A 15,408-nucleotide genomic window follows, 5' to 3' on the forward strand; every position below is an offset into this window, starting at 1 on the left:
GCCACCTGCCCCCGCCGGGGCGCCCGCCGCAGGTCAACGGAATTCCGGACGGAACCTGGCCGCTGTGCCCCCTAGCGTGGGCAGCAGCCGCACCCTGCCGAGGAGGCCGCCCCGCATGACCGACGTGCTGTCCACCCGCGCCCTGAACCGCACCCTGCTGCAGCGCCAGTTCCTGACCGCCCGGACCTCCCGCCCGGCCCTCCAGGTGGTCGAGCACCTGGTCGCGCTGCAGAGCCAGGAACCCAACTGGCCGTACCTGGGCCTGTGGACCCGGCTGGACGGCTTCCGGCGCGAGGACCTGACGGCGCTGCTCCACGACGGCAGCGTGGTGCGCTCCGCCTCCCTGCGCAGCACCCAGCACCTCACCAGCGGCCCGGACTTCCTGCGACTGCGCCCCGTCCTGCAGCCCGTCCTGGACCGCACCTCGCGGGCCCGGTACTTCGCCGCCGAGACCGCCGGGCTGGACCTCGACGAACTCGTCGACGCCGGGCGGGAGCTGACGGCCGGTCGGACGCTGCCCCGGCGGGAGCTGGCCCGCGCGCTCGCCGAACGCTTCCCCGGCCGCGCGGGCCGGGTGCTGGCGGGAGCGGTCGAACTGCGGGTGCCGATGGTGCAGGACCCGGCGGCCGGCGCCTGGGGCGGGTGGGGCAACCCCTCGAACGTGGCCGTCACGCCGGCCGAGCACCGGCTCGGCGCGCCGCTGGCGCCGCCGCGGGTGGAGACCCTGGTCCGCCGCTACCTGGCCGCGTTCGGCCCGGCCGGCGTCAAGGACCTGCAGGCCTGGTCCGGCCTGACCCGGCTGCGCGGTGTGTTCGACACGTTGCGTCCGCAGCTGCGCGTCCTGCGCGACGAGCGGGGCACCGAGCTCTTCGACCTGCCGGACGCCCCGCTCGCGCCCGCGGACCTGCCCGTCCCCGTGCGCTTCCTGCCCGCGTTCGACAACCTGCTGCTCGGGCACGCCGACCGCAGCCGGGTGATCGGAGACGACGAGCGCCGCCTGGTGATGCCGGGCCGGGCCGTGGTGCACCCCACCTTCCTGGTCGACGGCTTCGTCCACGGCACCTGGTCGCTGCGGGGCGCCGCCCTGCGGCTCTCGCCCTTCCGTCCGCTCTCCCCCGCCGACCGCCGGGCCGTCCTCGCCGAGGCCGAGCAACTGCTCGCCTTCCTCGCCCCCGACCCCGGCTCGGACCCGGACGGCCCGAGGGTCGCCTTCGCCTGAACCTGTCCCCGGATCCCGGATCCCGCCGGGTCGCTCTCCCCGCCCGCCGCCGCGACCCACTACCGTGACGCCCATGGCAGGCGAACGCGACCTTCAGAAGCTGCTGACCGGCATGCACCCCGTCCGCAACGCGGGCCGCTACGTGTACTGCACCCTCCCCGGCAAGGTGCCCGCCGGGCTGCGGCCGGTCGTCACGGTCGCCGAACCGGAGGGCGTGACCTTCGTGGTCGCCCAGGAGGAGGCCGACGCGCTCGGCCTGCCGTACTCCTTCGTCGCCGCCTGGATCACCCTCCGGGTGCACTCCGCGCTGGACGCCGTCGGCCTCACCGCTGCCGTCGCCGCCGCCCTGGCCGACCGCGGCATCAGCTGCAACGTGGTGGCCGGTTTCCACCACGACCACCTGTTCGTCCCCTTCGAGGACGCCGATCGGGCCGTGGACGCGCTCAACTCGCTCTCGCTCTCGTTCTCCTGACCGTCCGACACCTCCGCGCCACCCGCCGCGCCGCCCCTCTGGTCCCGCACGGCGGGTCGGGCGACAATCCGAACGGAGGCCCTCGACCCGTCGGGGCCGCCGAAGGCCCTGCCGGTCCGGACGAGAGGGACGTCGTGCCATCCGATCCGCAGCACCCCGCCGACTGGACCGCCGCCACCGCCGCCGCCCTCGGCGGCGCGCTGGCCGACCTGGTGGCGGCCGACCAGTTCCCCGGCGGCGTGCTCACCATCGGGGAGGCGGGCCGCTCCCGGCGGACCGTCGCCCACGGCACCGTGGCCCCCGAGTGCGGTCCGGCCCTCCCCGACGAGCACACCCGCTACGACCTCGCCTCGCTCACCAAGGTGCTCGCCACCTGGCCCCTGGTCGGCGTCGCCGTCCGCACCGGCCGACTGGACCTGGACGCCCCGCTCCGCGCCGCCCTGCCCGGACTCCCGCTCCCCGGCGGCGAGCTGACCGCCCGCCAGCTGCTCACCCACACCTCGGGCCTGCTCCCGCAGACCGGCCTGGCCAGGTACGAGCACACCGGCCGCCCGCTGATCGAGCACCTGTGCGCCGAACCGCTGACCACCGCGCCCGGCGCGCACCATCGCTACATCGACCGCGGGTTCATCCTGCTCGGCCTGCTGCTGCCCACCCTGCTGGGCCGCCCGCTGCAGCAACTCGCCGACGCGCTCTGGGCCGACCTCGGCCTGACCGCCACCGGCTACGGCCCGCTGCCGCGCGACCCGCGGACCGCCCCGACCGAGCAGCGGCTGCGCGGCGCGCCCCGCACCTGGGGCATCCCGCACGACCCGAGCGCCGCCCTGCTCGGCGGGGTGGCCGGCCACGCCGGGGTGTTCTCCACCCCCGCCGACCTGGCCGCCTTCGCCGAGCGCCTGCTCACCCCGCCCGGCCCGCTGCCCGACTGGTTCGCCGAGAGCTGCCGCCCGCTCACCCCCGTCGAGCCGGGCCTGGACCGCGGCCTCGCCTGGCTCGTCACCTCGGACGGCTCCGTCGCCTACCACCACGGCTTCACCGGCACCAGCCTCTACCTGGCCCCGCACAGCCGCCGCTACGTCGTGCTCTGCAGCAACGCCGTCTACCACGGCTGGAACCGCACCCGGCTGGCCGGCCTGCGCGCCCTCGCACTGCGCACCCTGACGCGCTGAGCGCACCGGGGCGTGACGGGGTGTCAGTCGGCGGATGCCGCCCAGCGGCCGCCCGACATCACCGTGAGCACCTCGCGGCTGCGGACCCGGCGCAGCCGGCCCGGGCCCGGCGGCGGGTGCACCGGCGCGGCGGCGAGCAGCGCGATGTCGTCCTCCGTCGGGGCGGGCGCGCCGGCCAGCACCGCGTCGAGCAAGCGGGCGGGGCTCGCCCCCGCAGGCAGCCGCAGGGCGGCCAGGCGGGCCAGTGAGCGGTCGATGTCCTCGTCGCGGCGTTCGACCAGGCCGTCGGTGAACAGCAGCAGGGTGTGGTCGGGCGGCAGCACCACGGTGGAGGGGGCGTAGCCCTTCAGCCCGGTGCCGAGCGGCGGCCCGGGCTCGACCGGGATCAGCGAGACCCCGCCGTCCGGCCGGACCACGGCGGGCGGCAGGTGGCCGGCGCTGGCGAAGGAGTACCGGCCGCGGGCGGGTTCGGCGTAGACCGCCAGGCAGGTGGACGGGCGGTAGTCGTGCACCTCGCAGGCCAGTACGTCCATCCGCGCCAGCAGCCGGTCGGCGGTCGGCTCAAGCAGCGCCATGGCACGCAGCATCGCCTGGTAGTGGCTCATGTGGGCGGCGGCCTCGATGCCGTGGCCCATCACGTCGCCGATGGCGAGCACGGTGCGCCCGTCGGGCAGGGCGACGGTCTCGTACCAGTCGCCGCCGATCAGGGCGCTGGTCCCGGCCGGGCGGTAGCGGAAGGCCACGTCGATGTCGGGGTGCGGGCGGCCGGGTTCGGCGAGCATGGCCCGCTGCAGGTCGACGGCCACGTCGTGCTCGCGGCTGTAGCGGCGGGCGTTGTCCAGCGTGATGGCGGCGCGGCCGGCCAGGTCCTGGGCGGCCACCGCGTCGTCCTCGGTGAAGCCGGGCGAGGCGCCGGCCCGCATCAGCGTGACGGTGCCGATCCGCTGCCCGCGGGCGGTGAGCGGGACGATCATCCCGGAGTGGATCCCGATCGCGCGGTAGAGCGCGACCCGGGCGGTGTTGGGGGCGGAGCGGCCGAGCTCCTCGTCGCTCAGCAGGTTCTCGATGATCGGTCGGCCGCTGGCCAGGCAGCGCGGGATGGCGGAGCCCGGCTGGTAGTCGACGTACTCGCCGCGGTCGCCGAACTGGCGCACCTGGCCGATCAGTTCGGGGTCGGCGGCCATGGCGGCGCGGCGCAGCCGGCGGCTGCCGTCGGCGTGCGGGCGGGCGTGCCGGCTGTCCGGGTGCGGGAGCAGTTCGACGGTGGCGGCGTCGGCGAGGTGCTCGACCAGGAAGTCGGCGAGCTCGCCGCAGGTGGTGTCGACGTCGAGCGTGGTGCCGATCCGGGTGGCGGCGGTGTCGAGCCGGGCCAGCCGGGCCCGGGCCTGTTCGAGTTCGTGCTGCTGCCGGCGGGAGGCGGTGACCTCCAGGACCATCCCGACCAGGCCGATCGGCCGCCCGTCGGCCTCCAGCCGGTGGTAGGCGCCGTGCCAGTAGCGGCGCTCCGCCCCCGAGGCGGCCAGGGTGTGGCCGCTGGAGGTGACCTCGCGGGGCCGGCCGTCGGCGAGCACGGCGCGCAGCACGTCCTCCCGGGCGTCGATGTCGGGGAGCAGCTGGGCGATGGTGCGGCCCAGGTGCTGCTCGGCGGGCACGCCGTTCATCGCGGCCAGGGCGGGGTTGACGTAGACGTAGCGCAGTTCGGTGTCGAGGACGCCGATCCCGGCGGCGGTGCCGTCGATGAGCTGGCGGAACGGCTGCGGCAGGTCTCCCCAGGAGTTGTCGACCATGGCTGCCGCACCTCCTCGCCGCGCACCCGGGCCCTGTGACCAGTAAACACAGCGCCGGGAGTTCGGGCGATCCGGTGCCGGGACCGCTCCCGGGCGGCTCGCGCGGGGCCGCGCCGTTCACCCGAACGGAGTCGCCCGCATGCCCCGCACGGGGCAGTGTTCGAGGGTCGACGCAAGGCAAGCTTCGGCCAAGGAGGTTCCATGAGCTCGTCTGTCGGTCCGACTGCGACACCGCCCCCCGGCGGGCGCACCACCACTCCGCACCGCCCCGGGAGCAAGCCGTGGGTGTCCGGCATGGTGATGTTCGCCGGTGTGATCATGCTGGTGAACGGCATCCTCGAGGTGTTCCACGGAATCATGGCCGTCGCCGAGGACGACGTGTTCATCAGCACGCCCCGGTACGTCTTCAGGTTCGACCTCACCTCCTGGGGCTGGATCCACGTGGTGGTGGGCGCGCTGGTGGCACTGGTCGGTTTCTTCGTGATCACGGGCGCGGCCTGGGCCCGGATCATCGGTATCGTCCTGGCCTCGATCAGTCTGATCGGCAGCTTCCTCTCACTGCCGTACTACCCGGTGTGGTCCCTGGTGGTGATCGCGCTGGACCTCTTCGTGATCTGGGCGCTGTGCGTCTATCAGGAGGATTGAGGTCGGAGGGACCGAGCTCGGGAGGACCGGGCAGCTGCACCGCCGAGCCCGCGGGCCCGCTCCTCCCGGAGCGGGCCCGCGGGCCGTGCGGGGGTCACTTGTCGAGCGCGGCGACGCCGGCCTGGGCAAACTGCTCGTCCTGCTCGCCACTGGGGGCGCCGGCCACGCCGACGGCCGCGATCGGGGCGCCCTTCAGCTGGACCGGGGCACCGCCGCCCAGGAACAGCGTGCCGGGGATGTCCTTCAGGTTCGGGGCCTGGGCCAGGCGCTTGGCCAGCTCGGAGGTCGGCGCGTTCCACGACACCGCGGTGTAGGCCTTGCGCTCGGCGGACTCGAAGGACTGCGGGCCGGCGCCGTCGCCGCGCAGCTCGACGATCACGTTGCCGTTGCGGTCGACGACGGCGACGGAGATCTTCTGGCCGGCCTTGGCCGCGGCGTCCAGGCTGGCCCGGGCGGCCCGGTTGGCCGCGTCGACCGTCAGGTGCGAGGACTCGAAGGTGTTCTTGTTCTGCACGTCGGACGTGACGGCGGCCGGGGCCTGCTGCGGGGTCTCGGCACTGGCGGAGACGGCGCCGACCACGCTGGCCCCGACCGCGGCGACCGCAACGGCACCGGTGACGACGCGGGTGCGGGTGCTCAGCTTCTTCATGTTCGGCTCCTCGGTATCGGTTGGTTCGATTCGGCGCCGGACTCCTGTGCGCTCCGGCCTCGCCACCCATGCTTCGGCCTCGACCCCCCTCCGCGGATCGGCGGACCGGCTCGGTCCGCGCGGCATGATGGAGGACAACCGTGTCAACCGATCGGTGGATGTGCGCGCCCGGTTCCCGGTCCACTATCGCTGGAGCAGGCATCACTCAGCGTGAGCCGTCGTGATCGAACGTGACACCGCGTCAGTGCGGTGGCCTTCGGGTCGGGGCGGCCGCGCCGGTGCCGACCGCGGAACCGAGAGCGAGGAGGCAGCCATGATGCGTCAACCCCTGTCCCGGGCCGCCGACCCGGACGCGGGCTGGCTGACGGTCGTGATGCGGCTGGCCTTCGTGCTGCTGCTCGGCACCTCGCTGGCCCGGTACCTGACGCACCATCTGTCCAGCGCGCTGACGCCGTGGGTGGTCGGGCTGAGCGTCGCGCTCGCGGTCGGCCACCTGTCGGGCCTGTCCGAGCGCCGGCCGGCCTGGCTGGCCGCGGTGCTGACCAGCTGGGCGGTGCTGGTGCTGATGGCACCGAGCTTCGCCTGGTGCGCCATCCCGCTGGTGTACACGGTGCTCCGGGCGGTGCCGCCGCGCGCCGCGATCCCGCTGGTCACGGCGCTGACGCTCCTGGTGGTGATCTCCGAACTGCGCCTGCCGGGGGACTTCGACCCGACACTGCCGCTGTTGCCCCCGGCGGTCGCGGCGCTCGCCACCGCCGTGTTCCTGTACATGCAGCGGCAGGGCGCCCGGCAGCGGAAGCTGATCATCGACCTGATCCGCACCCGGCGCGAACTGGCCGCGGTGGAGCGCCGGCAGGGCGCGCTCTCCGAGCGGGAGCGGCTGTCCGTCGAGATCCACGACACGCTGGCCCAGGGCCTGTCCAGCCAGCAGATGCTGCTGCAGGCCGCGGACCGCACCTGGGAGCAGGATCCGGCGGCCGCCCGCGGCCACGTCCGGACGGCGGCGGCGATCGCAGCCCGCAACCTGGCCGAGGCCCGGCGCTTCGTCCACGACCTCGCCCCGGCCGACCTCGCCGAGCAGGGCACCCTGGAGGCCGCGTTGGAGGCGCTCGCCGACCGGGAGGCCGCGGAGAGCGGCCTGGCCGTCCGCTTCCACCTGGACGGGCCGCCGATACCGATGCCGGCCGCCGCGCAGTCCGCGCTGCTGCGGATCGCGCAGGGCGCGCTGGCCAACATCAGGGAGCACGCCGACGCCGCCCACGCCTCGATCACGCTGTCCTACCTCGGCGACCAGGCGGTGCTGGACGTCGCGGACGACGGCCGGGGCTTCACCCCCGGCCGGGCCGCCCGCGGCGGCCGGCCCGCCGAGGGCCGGGGCGTCCGGGCGGGCGGCCCCCGGTGGAAGCACGAGCCCGAGGGCGGCGCCGGGAGCGCCGACCGGGGGCACGGGCTCCCGGCCATGCGGGCCCGGCTCCGCCAGCTCGGCGGCACGCTCACCATCGAGTCCGCACCGGGCGAGGGCACGGTGGTCTCGGCCGCCATCCCGCTCGCCCACCACTGACGCACCGGCCGACACACCGGCAGGCGCACCTGCTGACGCACCAAAGGGAGGACGCATGAACGACACCGTCCGGCTGGTCGTCTGCGACGACCACGCCATGGTCCGGGCCGGGCTGCTGGCGCTGCTGTCCAGCGATCCGGCGATCGAGGTGGTCGGCGAGGTCAGCACCGGCGAGGAGGCGGTGTCCATGGCAGCCTCGCTCCAACCGGACGTGGTGCTGATGGACCTCCAGCTCGGCAGCGGGATCGACGGGGTGGAGGCCACCCGCCGTATCCTCGCCGGGCCGGGCAACAGCCACGTGCTGGTGCTGACCACCTTCGACACCGACACCGACATCACCCGCGCCATCAACGCGGGCGCGACCGGCTACCTGCTGAAGGCCGAGAAACCAGAGGAGCTGTTCGCGGCCATCCGCTCCGCGGCCGCGGGCCGACCGGCGCTGTCCCCGCCGATCGCGTCCCGGGTGATGGCCCAGATGCGCTCCCCGCTCCCCCAACTCACCGACCGCGAACAGGACATCCTCGACCAGCTGGGCCAGGGCCTCGGCAACAAGGAGATCGCCCGGGCGCTGTTCATCAGCGAGGCGACGGTGAAGACCCACCTCGGCCGGATCTACGCCAAGCTCGGTGTGGACACCCGCTCCGGCGCGGTGGCGATCGCCAAGGAGCGCCGACTGCTGCGCTGAACCGCGCCCGGCGAGTGAGCGGCGGCCAACAATCCGGCCAAGTAGCGGAGCTGACGAACCGACAGGCACCGGGAGGTGCAGAAGTGGCAGGAGTGGGGTAGCCACACGGGGCCCGCCGAAGATGACGCGAACGCGTAAGAAACGCGCCACCCTCTGCTCACCCGCCCCTCGCCGACCTGTCGTTCGGGCGCGACACGGTTTGGCCGGAACCGACCTCACGAAAGGCGGACGCGAACCATGCCGACCGCACCGAGACCGCCCACGCCGCCCCGCCGCCTCGGCGAACACGGGCTCGCCTGGGCGTTCCTGCTCCCCTCGGTCCTGGTGTTCGCCCTGTTCATCGCCTATCCGCTGGGCCGCACCTTCTACCTCAGCGCGCACGCCAACGACCTGTTCGGCGCGCCCTCGCGATACGTCGGGACGAAGCACTACACCGACCTCCTCGCCTCCGCCGAGTTCCACGACACCCTGCTCACCACCGCCCTGTTCGTCCTGCTCACCGTCGTCCCCGGGGTGCTCGGGGCGCTGTTCCTGGTGCTGCTGATGGAGAACCGGATCCGCGGGGTCCGGCTGCTGCGCTCCGCGTTCGCGCTGCCGTTCGCCTTCTCGGTGGCCAGCGCCTCGGTGGTCTTCTCGGTCTTCTACAACCCCGCCAGCGGGGTCCTCAACGGCCTGCTGTCCGCCCTCGACCTGGGCCCGGTCGGCTGGCTCACCGACTCCCGGTACGCCCTCCTGTCGGTCGCCGCCTCCACGATCTGGATGAACCTCGGCTACAACGTGCTGGTGCTCTCGGCCGGCATCGGCTCCATCCCGGAGGAGATCACCGAGGCCGCCCGGCTCGACGGAGCCTCCGGCCTCCGGCTGGCCCGCTCCGTCACCGTCCCGATGCTCGGGCCCAGCCTGTTCTTCCTGGTCGTCATCTCCACGGTCAACGCCCTGCAGAGCTTCGGCCAGATCCACATCCTCACCAGGGGCGGCCCGGACGGCGCCACCCGCACCCTGGTCTACTCCGTGTACCAGAAGGCCTTCGCCTACGGCTCCAGCGACTTCGGCACCGCGAGCGCCCAGGCCGTGGTGCTGCTGGTCGTGGTCCTGGCCTGCACCGCCGTCCAGTTCGGAGTCCTGGAGCGGAAGGTGCACTACGCATGACCACCCTCGCCGAGACCCCGGCCGACACTCCCGCCGCGTCCGGACCGGCCCGGCGCGTCCGGCCGCCGCTCCCGCTGCGCGCCCTGCTGAGCCGGGCCGCGGTGTACCTGCTGCTGCTCGCCGCGGTGGTGACGGTCGCCTTCCCGGTCTACTACGTCTTCGCCGGCGCGTTCATGCGCCCCGACGAGATCGCCACCTACCCGCCCGCGCTGGTGCCGCACTCCTTCACCGGGCGGAACTTCTCCGGCGCCGTGCACGCCATCCCGCTGGCCCGGCAGTACGCCAACTCGGTGCTGGTCGCGGGGGCCATCACCGCCGCCCAGCTGTTCACCTCGGTCCTCGCCGCGTACGCCTTCGTGTTCCTGCCGATGCGCGGCCGCCCGGTGGTGTTCGGGCTGTTCCTGGGCACCCTGATGGTGCCGTGGGAGGCCATCATCATCCCCAACTACCTGACGCTGTCCGGCTGGGGCCTCGGCAACACCTACTTCGGGCTGGTGCTCCCCTTCCTCGCCTCCGGCTTCGGGACGTTCCTGCTGCGGCAGTCCTTCCGGCAGTTCCCGGGCGAACTCCGGGACGCCGCGCGGATCGACGGGGCCGGGCACTGGCGCTTCCTGTGGCGGATCCTGGTCCCGCTGAACAAGCCGGTGCTGGCCGCGCTCGCCATCTACGTGTTCCTGTCCGCCTGGAACCAGTACTTCTGGCCGCTGATCATCACCCGCACCGCCGAGATGCAGACCCTGCAGATCGGCCTGTCCTCGCTGCGGGACTCCGAGATGGCCGACCCCGGTCTGATCCTGGCCGGCGTGGTGCTCTCGCTGCTGCCCACCCTGCTGCTGGTGCTGTTCGGCCAGCGCTTCATCGTCCGCGGCCTGACCGCCGGAGCGGTGCGCTGACGCGCGCCCGCCTGACGCCCACTCACCTGCTCCTGCTCGACTCTCCCGGTACCTCGCCCTCGCAGAAGAGAGAAGCCCCGTGAAGAAGAGTGCCCGCGCGCTCGCCGCCCTGCTGGTGTCCGGCCTGGCCCTGACGGCCTGCACCTCCGGCAGTTCCGGCGACGGCGCCTCCGGTGACTCCGCCGCTCCGCCCGCCTCCGCGCTCGACCAGGCGTCCGGGGTGACCAGCATCGAGTTCTGGCACTCGATGACCGGCAAGAACGCCGAGACGCTGACCACCCTGGTGAACAAGTTCAACTCCGCGCACCAGGGCAGGATCGAGGTGAAGCCGCTGTTCCAGGGCACCTACGACGACCTGATCGCCAAGTACAAGGCCTCCGTGCAGCAGAAGGCCACCCCGGCGGTGGTGCAGGTCTACGACATCGGCACCCGCTTCATGATCGACTCCAAGCAGACCGTCCCCGCCCAGGCCTTCGCCGACAAGGACGGCTACTCGCTGGACGACCTGCAGCCCAACATCCGCAACTACTACTCGGTCGGCGGCAAGCTGGCCTCGATGCCGTTCAACTCCTCGATGCCGCTGCTCTACCTGAACACCGACGCCTTCAAGGAGGCCGGCCTCGACCCCGCCAAGCCGCCCACCACGCTGGCCGAACTGGGCGACCTGGCGAAGCAGCTGACCAAGAAGGACGCCAACGGGCAGACCGTCCGCTACGGCTTCGGCGCGGCCGTCTACGGCTGGTTCGTCGAACAGCTGCTGGCCGAGTCCGGCGCGCTGTACTGCGACGGCGACAACGGCCGCACCGCCAAGGCCGCGAAGGTCACCTTCGACACCGCCAAGGGCGCCGAGATCGTCCAGTGGTGGGCCGACCTGGTCAAGGGCGGCTACGCGGCCAACACCGGCCGGCAGACCGCCGACGCGCAGGCCGCGTTCAAGGCCGGCACGGTCGCCATGCACCTGGAGTCGACCGGCGTGCTGCGCGGCTACACCGAGGCCGCCGAGTTCACCGTCGGGACCGCGCCCTTCCCGAAGACCACCGCCGCCGACCAGGGCGGCCCGGTGATCGGCGGCGCCTCGCTGTGGATCTCCGGCCCCGGCCACTCCGACGCCCAGAAGCGCGCCTCCTGGGAGCTCGAGAAGTTCCTCGCCGACCCCGAGCAGCAGGCCGTCTGGCACACCGGCACCGGCTACTTCCCGGTCAACACCAAGGCCCTGGACGTCGCCGCCGACAAGCAGTGGGTGGCCAAGTACCCGCAGTTCCAGACCGCCATCGACCAGCTGAAGGCCACCAAGCCGACCCCGGCCACCGCGGGCTGCCTGCTCGGCGTGATGCCGCAGGCCCGCAAGGGCGTGGAGACCGCCATCGAGCAGACCATCGCCGGGACGGGCGCCCAGCAGGCCCTCTCCGCCGCGGCCAAGGAGCTCCAGCCCGCCATCGAGAGCTACAACAGCTCGGTCGCCGGCTGACCCGCAGCAGCAGCGAGGGCCCGACCGCGTGCTGCGGTCGGGCCCTCACCGGTGAACCGGCCACCGGCGCGCCGGTGGAAGCGAGAGGCGGCGGACGAGTCGGCCTGTACGCCGGGTTCTGTCTCCCGGGGTGCTTGCGCGGCCCGGGGAGGCGGCCATCCATCTAGGGCTGCCGTTGCCGACAGCCTCGTGCGGTCTACCCGCGAGCTCGGGCGAGCAGCCCTCGAACACCCGCGCACGGCGCCCGGGGGCGCCGATCTTGACCTTGCTCCGAGTGGGGTTTACCGAGCCGGCCGAGTCACCTCGGTCGCTGGTGGTCTCTTACACCACCGTTTCACCCTTACCCGCCGCCGAAGCGGTGGGCGGTCTGCTTTCTGTGGCACTGTCCCGCGGGTCACCCCGGGTGGGCGTTACCCACCACCCTGCTCTGTGGAGCCCGGACGTTCCTCGGCGGGCCCCTGGGGGACCCGACGCGACCGCCCGGCCGGCTCGTCCGCCGTACTGGTCATCGTAGCCGCTCGACGGACGCCTCCCGCACGCCGCCCGGCAGCTGGTCGAAACGCGCCGCGACCCGGGCGGCGGTACCGGCCGCCCAGGAGGTGGTGGTGACCAGGCCGAGCAGCAGGACGGTCAGGCCCAGACCGGTGACGATCCACCAGCCCGCGTGGGTGGCGGGGGTGAACCCGCCGGCCGAGGCGACGGCGCTGGTGACCACGGTGCCGATCACCGCGACGCCCAGCGACTGGCCGACCTGCCGGCTGGTGGAGGCCACCGCGGCGGCCACGCCCGCCTGGGCCAGCGGCATCCCGGAGACCGCCGAGTTGGTGATCGGGGCGTTCACCAGCCCGAACCCCAGCCCGAACAGGGCGTACGCGGGCAGCAGCAGGAGCGCCGAGGAGTCCGCGGTCAACCGGGTCAGCAGCAGCCCGCTGGCGGTGATGCCCGCGCCCGCCACCAGCAGCGGCAGGCGCGGGCCGCGGGCGGCCACGATCCGGCCGGAGAGCGGGGCGGCGACCAGGGTCAGCCCGGCCATCGGGAGCGTCCACAGGCCGGCCACCACCGGGCTGTAGTGGCGGACGTTCTGCAGGTACAGGGTGTTCAGGAACAGGAAGCCGCCGAGCGCGGCGAACGCGCACACCGCGGTCACGGTCGCGCCGGCGAACGGCGCGCTGCGGAAGAACCGCGGGTCGATCAGCGGCTCCGCCACCCGCCGCTCCCAGAACGGGAACGCGAGCAGCGCGCCGAGCGCCAGTCCGGCCAGCACCAGGATGCCCGGCGAGGTCCAGCCGTGGCCCGGGCCCTCGATGATCGCGGCGGTGCCGCAGCCCAGGAGCAGCAGCATCAGCAGCTGGCCGACCGGGTCCAGCCGGCGGGCCCGCGGCGCGCGCGACTCCGGGACGTAACGGAACGTCAGCAGCCAGGCGGCCAGCCCGACCGGCACGTTGATCAGGAAGATCGACGGCCAGCCCGCGGTGTCCACCAGGAATCCGCCGATCAGCGGCCCGAGCGCCATGCTGATGCCGACCACGCCGCCCCAGACGCCGATCGCCCGGGCCCGCTCCTTCGGATCGGTGAAGGTGTTGGTGATGATCGACATCGCCACCGGGTTCATCATCGAGCCGCCGACCGCCTGCACCGCGCGGAAGGCGATCAGCCAGCCCAGGCCCGGGGCCAGGCTGCACAGCAGCGAGCCGAGCACGAACAGCAGCAGCCCGGCCATGAACACCCGTTTGCGGCCGATCCGGTCGGCGACCGAGCCGGACAGCATCAGCAGCGAGGCCAGCACCAGGGTGTAGGCGTCGATCACCCACTGCAGGCCGGACGCGGGCGCGTCCAGGTCGTGCTGGATCGCGGGCAGCGCGATGTTCACCACGGTGTTGTCGAGGCCCACGATGAACAGGCTCAGGCAGCAGATCGCCAGGATCAGCAGCCGGTGGCGGCGGTCGGGTGCGGTGATCGTTCGGCTCACCGTCCGATCATCGCACCGGACGGCTGGGGCACCGGCCGCGGATCACTGGGCGAGGGCGAAGCGGACGGTGCGGGTGACCGGGTCGGCGAGGGTGAGGCGGACGGTGACGCGGTGACCGAGCGGCATCGGCTCGGGGGCGTCGCACTTGGCGACCACCGCGGGGTCGCGGAGCTGGACGGTGCCGACGGTCGGCCGGCGCTCGTCCACGTCCACCACCACCGCCTCGAAGTCCTCGCCCTCCCGGCCGCGCAGCAGCTCGGTCTCCACCAGGTCCACGCAGGCGCGCTCCACCTCGTGGGCCCGGCGGTCGCCGCTCTCCATCAGGGCGGGCACCAGCGGCAGGGTGTCCCGCACCCAGGCGGGCACGTCCGCGCCGCCCGCCACCGCCAGGCAGATCTCCAGCGCGTACCGGTCGCCGAGCCGCCGCAGCGGGGCGGTGCAGTGCGAGTACGGGGCGGCGAGCGCGGCGTGGCCCGGGTCGGCGGGCGGGGCGGTGCCGCGGGCGGTGTCGAAGGCGCGGTAGCCGGCGCCGCGCAGCAGTCCGGTGCACTCGTTGAGGAAGGCGGCGTGGGCGGTGCGGGCCGGGTCGAGCGAGCGGATCAGCTCCGGGTACGGCATCCCCTCGGGCCAGTCGACGCCGAGCGCGGCGGCCACCCGGCGCAGCCGGGCGTACGCGGACTCCGGGGCGGCCGGCAGGGTGCGGAGCAGCCCCAGTCCGGCGTCCAGCATCAGCTCGGCGGCGGCCATGCCGGTGAGCAGCGAGATCTGCGCGTTCCAGCCGTCCGCGGGGCGGGGCGCCCGGTAGCCGAGCCGGTAGCCGCCGTCGGCGGCCTCCACCTCCTGCTCGGGGATCGGCAGGCTGACGCCGCCGCGGGCCTGCTCCTGCGCCTCGCGCAGGGCGCCGGCCTCGGCGAGCAGCATCAGCTGCTCGTCGGCGGAGCCGGCGTCGATCCGGCCCTGGACGGTCGCGTAGTCGAGCCGGCGGCGGGAGCGGACCCGGGCCCGGCGCAGGTCGGCGAGGACCAGCGCGCCGTCCGCGTCCAGGTCGAGCTGCCAGAGCACGGCGGGCCGCAGTTCGCCGGGCAGCAGGCTGGCCGCGCCCTCGGAGAGCCGGGCGGGGTGCAACGGCACGTTGCCGTCCGGGAAGTACAGGGTCTGGACGCGGTGCGAGGCCTCGGTGTCGATCGCGCCGCCCGGGGTGACGTACGCGGAGACGTCGGCGATGGCGTAGTGGACGCGGTAGCCGGTGCCGCGGCGGGCCAGGTGCATGGCCTGGTCGAGGTCGCGGGAGTCCGGCGGGTCGAGGGTGAACAGGTCGAGGTCGGTGGCGTCGAACTCGGGCAGCCGGGGCAGCGAGGCCGCCCGGTCGGCCTCCGCGAGGACCTCCGGCGGCCAGTCGGTACGGATCTCCAGGCGGGCCCGGAGGTCGGCGAGTTCGGTGTTGATCCTGGCGGTCTGGGCGGCCCGGACGCTGAGGTGTCGGCGCGGCATGGTCGCAGCGTAAGACGCAGTAGCGTGGTCGGCGCGTCGGAACGGCCGTGAAGACGGTTGTGGCGCACGGGGATTGACCACGGGAGGGGCCGGCAGTGACGGATGGCGCGGGCAGGGGTCGACGGGGCGCGGGCGGGGTCGGGGCCGGTGAAGCGGCTGGTCACGGGCTCGGCGGCGGGGGTGGCGACGGGTGCGGGTCGTGCGGTTCCGGCGAGGCCGAGCACGGCGTCCCGGCCGGGGCGGCAGGCTCG

13 protein-coding genes and 1 other RNA gene are annotated in these 15,408 nt (G+C 73.9%); 9 read left to right on the forward strand and 5 right to left on the reverse strand.

Annotation, left to right across the window (positions count from 1 at the left end; genetic code table 11):
• The first annotated feature begins 115 nt into the window (after window positions 1-115).
• The 3 genes from BX266_RS10685 (at window position 116) to BX266_RS10695 (ending at window position 2,860) form a co-directional block, all read left to right on the forward strand.
• Complete coding sequence (locus tag BX266_RS10685) at window positions 116-1,219, forward strand: winged helix DNA-binding domain-containing protein (protein ID WP_099898811.1); 1,104 nt, start codon at window positions 116-118, stop codon at window positions 1,217-1,219.
• Between the two features lie 73 nt (window positions 1,220-1,292).
• On the forward strand, window positions 1,293-1,691 hold the full coding sequence (locus BX266_RS10690) for an ACT domain-containing protein (RefSeq protein WP_099898813.1): 399 nt from the start codon (window positions 1,293-1,295) through the stop codon (window positions 1,689-1,691).
• A 134-nt stretch (window positions 1,692-1,825) separates the two neighbouring features.
• Entirely contained in the window at window positions 1,826-2,860 is a 1,035-nt protein-coding gene (locus tag BX266_RS10695; RefSeq protein WP_099898815.1) for a serine hydrolase, read from the forward strand.
• Between the two features lie 23 nt (window positions 2,861-2,883).
• Here the strand turns inward: BX266_RS10695 and BX266_RS10700 are convergent, their stop codons facing one another.
• Window positions 2,884-4,647 carry a SpoIIE family protein phosphatase gene (locus BX266_RS10700; protein ID WP_099898817.1) on the reverse strand — a complete coding sequence of 588 codons (1,764 nt, stop codon included), beginning with the start codon at window positions 4,645-4,647 and terminating at the stop codon, window positions 2,884-2,886.
• Window positions 4,648-4,848: 201 nt separating this feature from the next.
• Between BX266_RS10700 and BX266_RS10705 the strand changes: the two genes are divergently transcribed.
• A complete protein-coding gene (locus BX266_RS10705) occupies window positions 4,849-5,292 on the forward strand; it encodes a hypothetical protein (RefSeq protein ID WP_310794777.1) in 444 nt (147 codons plus the stop codon).
• A 94-nt stretch (window positions 5,293-5,386) separates the two neighbouring features.
• Here BX266_RS10705 and BX266_RS10710 read toward each other — a convergent pair whose 3' ends face one another.
• Entirely contained in the window at window positions 5,387-5,941 is a 555-nt protein-coding gene (locus BX266_RS10710) for a heme-binding protein (RefSeq protein ID WP_099898819.1), read from the reverse strand.
• A 313-nt stretch (window positions 5,942-6,254) separates the two neighbouring features.
• On the opposite strand from BX266_RS10710, the gene BX266_RS10715 reads away from it, so the two are divergent.
• The 5 genes from BX266_RS10715 (at window position 6,255) to BX266_RS10735 (ending at window position 11,697) form a co-directional block, all read left to right on the forward strand.
• Entirely contained in the window at window positions 6,255-7,502 is a 1,248-nt protein-coding gene (locus tag BX266_RS10715; protein ID WP_099898821.1) for a sensor histidine kinase, read from the forward strand.
• 55 nt (window positions 7,503-7,557) lie between these two features.
• Window positions 7,558-8,187 (forward strand): response regulator transcription factor, encoded by a 630-nt coding sequence (locus tag BX266_RS10720; RefSeq protein WP_099898823.1) that lies wholly within the window; start codon window positions 7,558-7,560, stop codon window positions 8,185-8,187.
• Between the two features lie 237 nt (window positions 8,188-8,424).
• A complete protein-coding gene (locus BX266_RS10725) occupies window positions 8,425-9,336 on the forward strand; it encodes a carbohydrate ABC transporter permease (protein WP_099898825.1) in 912 nt (303 codons plus the stop codon).
• Complete coding sequence (locus tag BX266_RS10730) at window positions 9,333-10,229, forward strand: carbohydrate ABC transporter permease (protein ID WP_099898827.1); 897 nt, start codon at window positions 9,333-9,335, stop codon at window positions 10,227-10,229. Before BX266_RS10725 ends, BX266_RS10730 begins: the two co-directional genes overlap by 4 nt.
• Window positions 10,230-10,308: 79 nt before the next feature.
• The gene (locus BX266_RS10735) at window positions 10,309-11,697 is read left to right on the forward strand and encodes an ABC transporter substrate-binding protein (protein ID WP_099898829.1); all 1,389 of its coding nucleotides are present in this window, start codon (window positions 10,309-10,311) and stop codon (window positions 11,695-11,697) included.
• A 91-nt stretch (window positions 11,698-11,788) separates the two neighbouring features.
• On the opposite strand, the gene rnpB is transcribed toward BX266_RS10735, so the two are convergent.
• The 3 genes from rnpB to BX266_RS10750 all read right to left on the reverse strand — a co-directional run bounded on the left by rnpB (window position 11,789) and on the right by BX266_RS10750 (window position 15,157).
• Window positions 11,789-12,189, reverse strand: an RNA gene (gene rnpB / locus BX266_RS10740) — RNase P RNA component class A.
• A 13-nt stretch (window positions 12,190-12,202) separates the two neighbouring features.
• Window positions 12,203-13,666, reverse strand: coding sequence for an MFS transporter (locus tag BX266_RS10745; RefSeq protein ID WP_259464641.1), 1,464 nt, complete (start codon window positions 13,664-13,666; stop codon window positions 12,203-12,205).
• Between the two features lie 42 nt (window positions 13,667-13,708).
• Window positions 13,709-15,157: an RNB domain-containing ribonuclease gene (locus tag BX266_RS10750; RefSeq protein ID WP_099898831.1), complete on the reverse strand. Its 1,449-nt coding sequence runs from the start codon at window positions 15,155-15,157 to the stop codon at window positions 13,709-13,711.
• Window positions 15,158-15,408: the final 251 nt, after the last annotated feature.

The sequence above is a fragment of the Streptomyces sp. TLI_171 genome, assembly GCF_003610255.1.
Lineage (GTDB): Bacteria > Actinomycetota > Actinomycetes > Streptomycetales > Streptomycetaceae > Kitasatospora.

What these genes read in the sequence shown, in the direction of transcription:
- BX266_RS10685 (WP_099898811.1), top strand. Translation starts at nt 116, where the DNA reads ATGACCGACGTGCTGTCCACCCGCGCCCTGAACCGCACCCTGCTGCAG.
- BX266_RS10690 (WP_099898813.1), top strand. Translation starts at nt 1,293, where the DNA reads ATGGCAGGCGAACGCGACCTTCAGAAGCTGCTGACCGGCATGCACCCC.
- BX266_RS10700 (WP_099898817.1), bottom strand. Translation starts at nt 4,647, where the DNA reads ATGGTCGACAACTCCTGGGGAGACCTGCCGCAGCCGTTCCGCCAGCTC.
- BX266_RS10705 (WP_310794777.1), top strand. Translation starts at nt 4,849, where the DNA reads ATGAGCTCGTCTGTCGGTCCGACTGCGACACCGCCCCCCGGCGGGCGC.
- BX266_RS10710 (WP_099898819.1), bottom strand. Translation starts at nt 5,941, where the DNA reads ATGAAGAAGCTGAGCACCCGCACCCGCGTCGTCACCGGTGCCGTTGCG.
- BX266_RS10715 (WP_099898821.1), top strand. Translation starts at nt 6,255, where the DNA reads ATGATGCGTCAACCCCTGTCCCGGGCCGCCGACCCGGACGCGGGCTGG.
- BX266_RS10720 (WP_099898823.1), top strand. Translation starts at nt 7,558, where the DNA reads ATGAACGACACCGTCCGGCTGGTCGTCTGCGACGACCACGCCATGGTC.
- BX266_RS10725 (WP_099898825.1), top strand. Translation starts at nt 8,425, where the DNA reads ATGCCGACCGCACCGAGACCGCCCACGCCGCCCCGCCGCCTCGGCGAA.
- BX266_RS10730 (WP_099898827.1), top strand. Translation starts at nt 9,333, where the DNA reads ATGACCACCCTCGCCGAGACCCCGGCCGACACTCCCGCCGCGTCCGGA.
- BX266_RS10750 (WP_099898831.1), bottom strand. Translation starts at nt 15,157, where the DNA reads ATGCCGCGCCGACACCTCAGCGTCCGGGCCGCCCAGACCGCCAGGATC.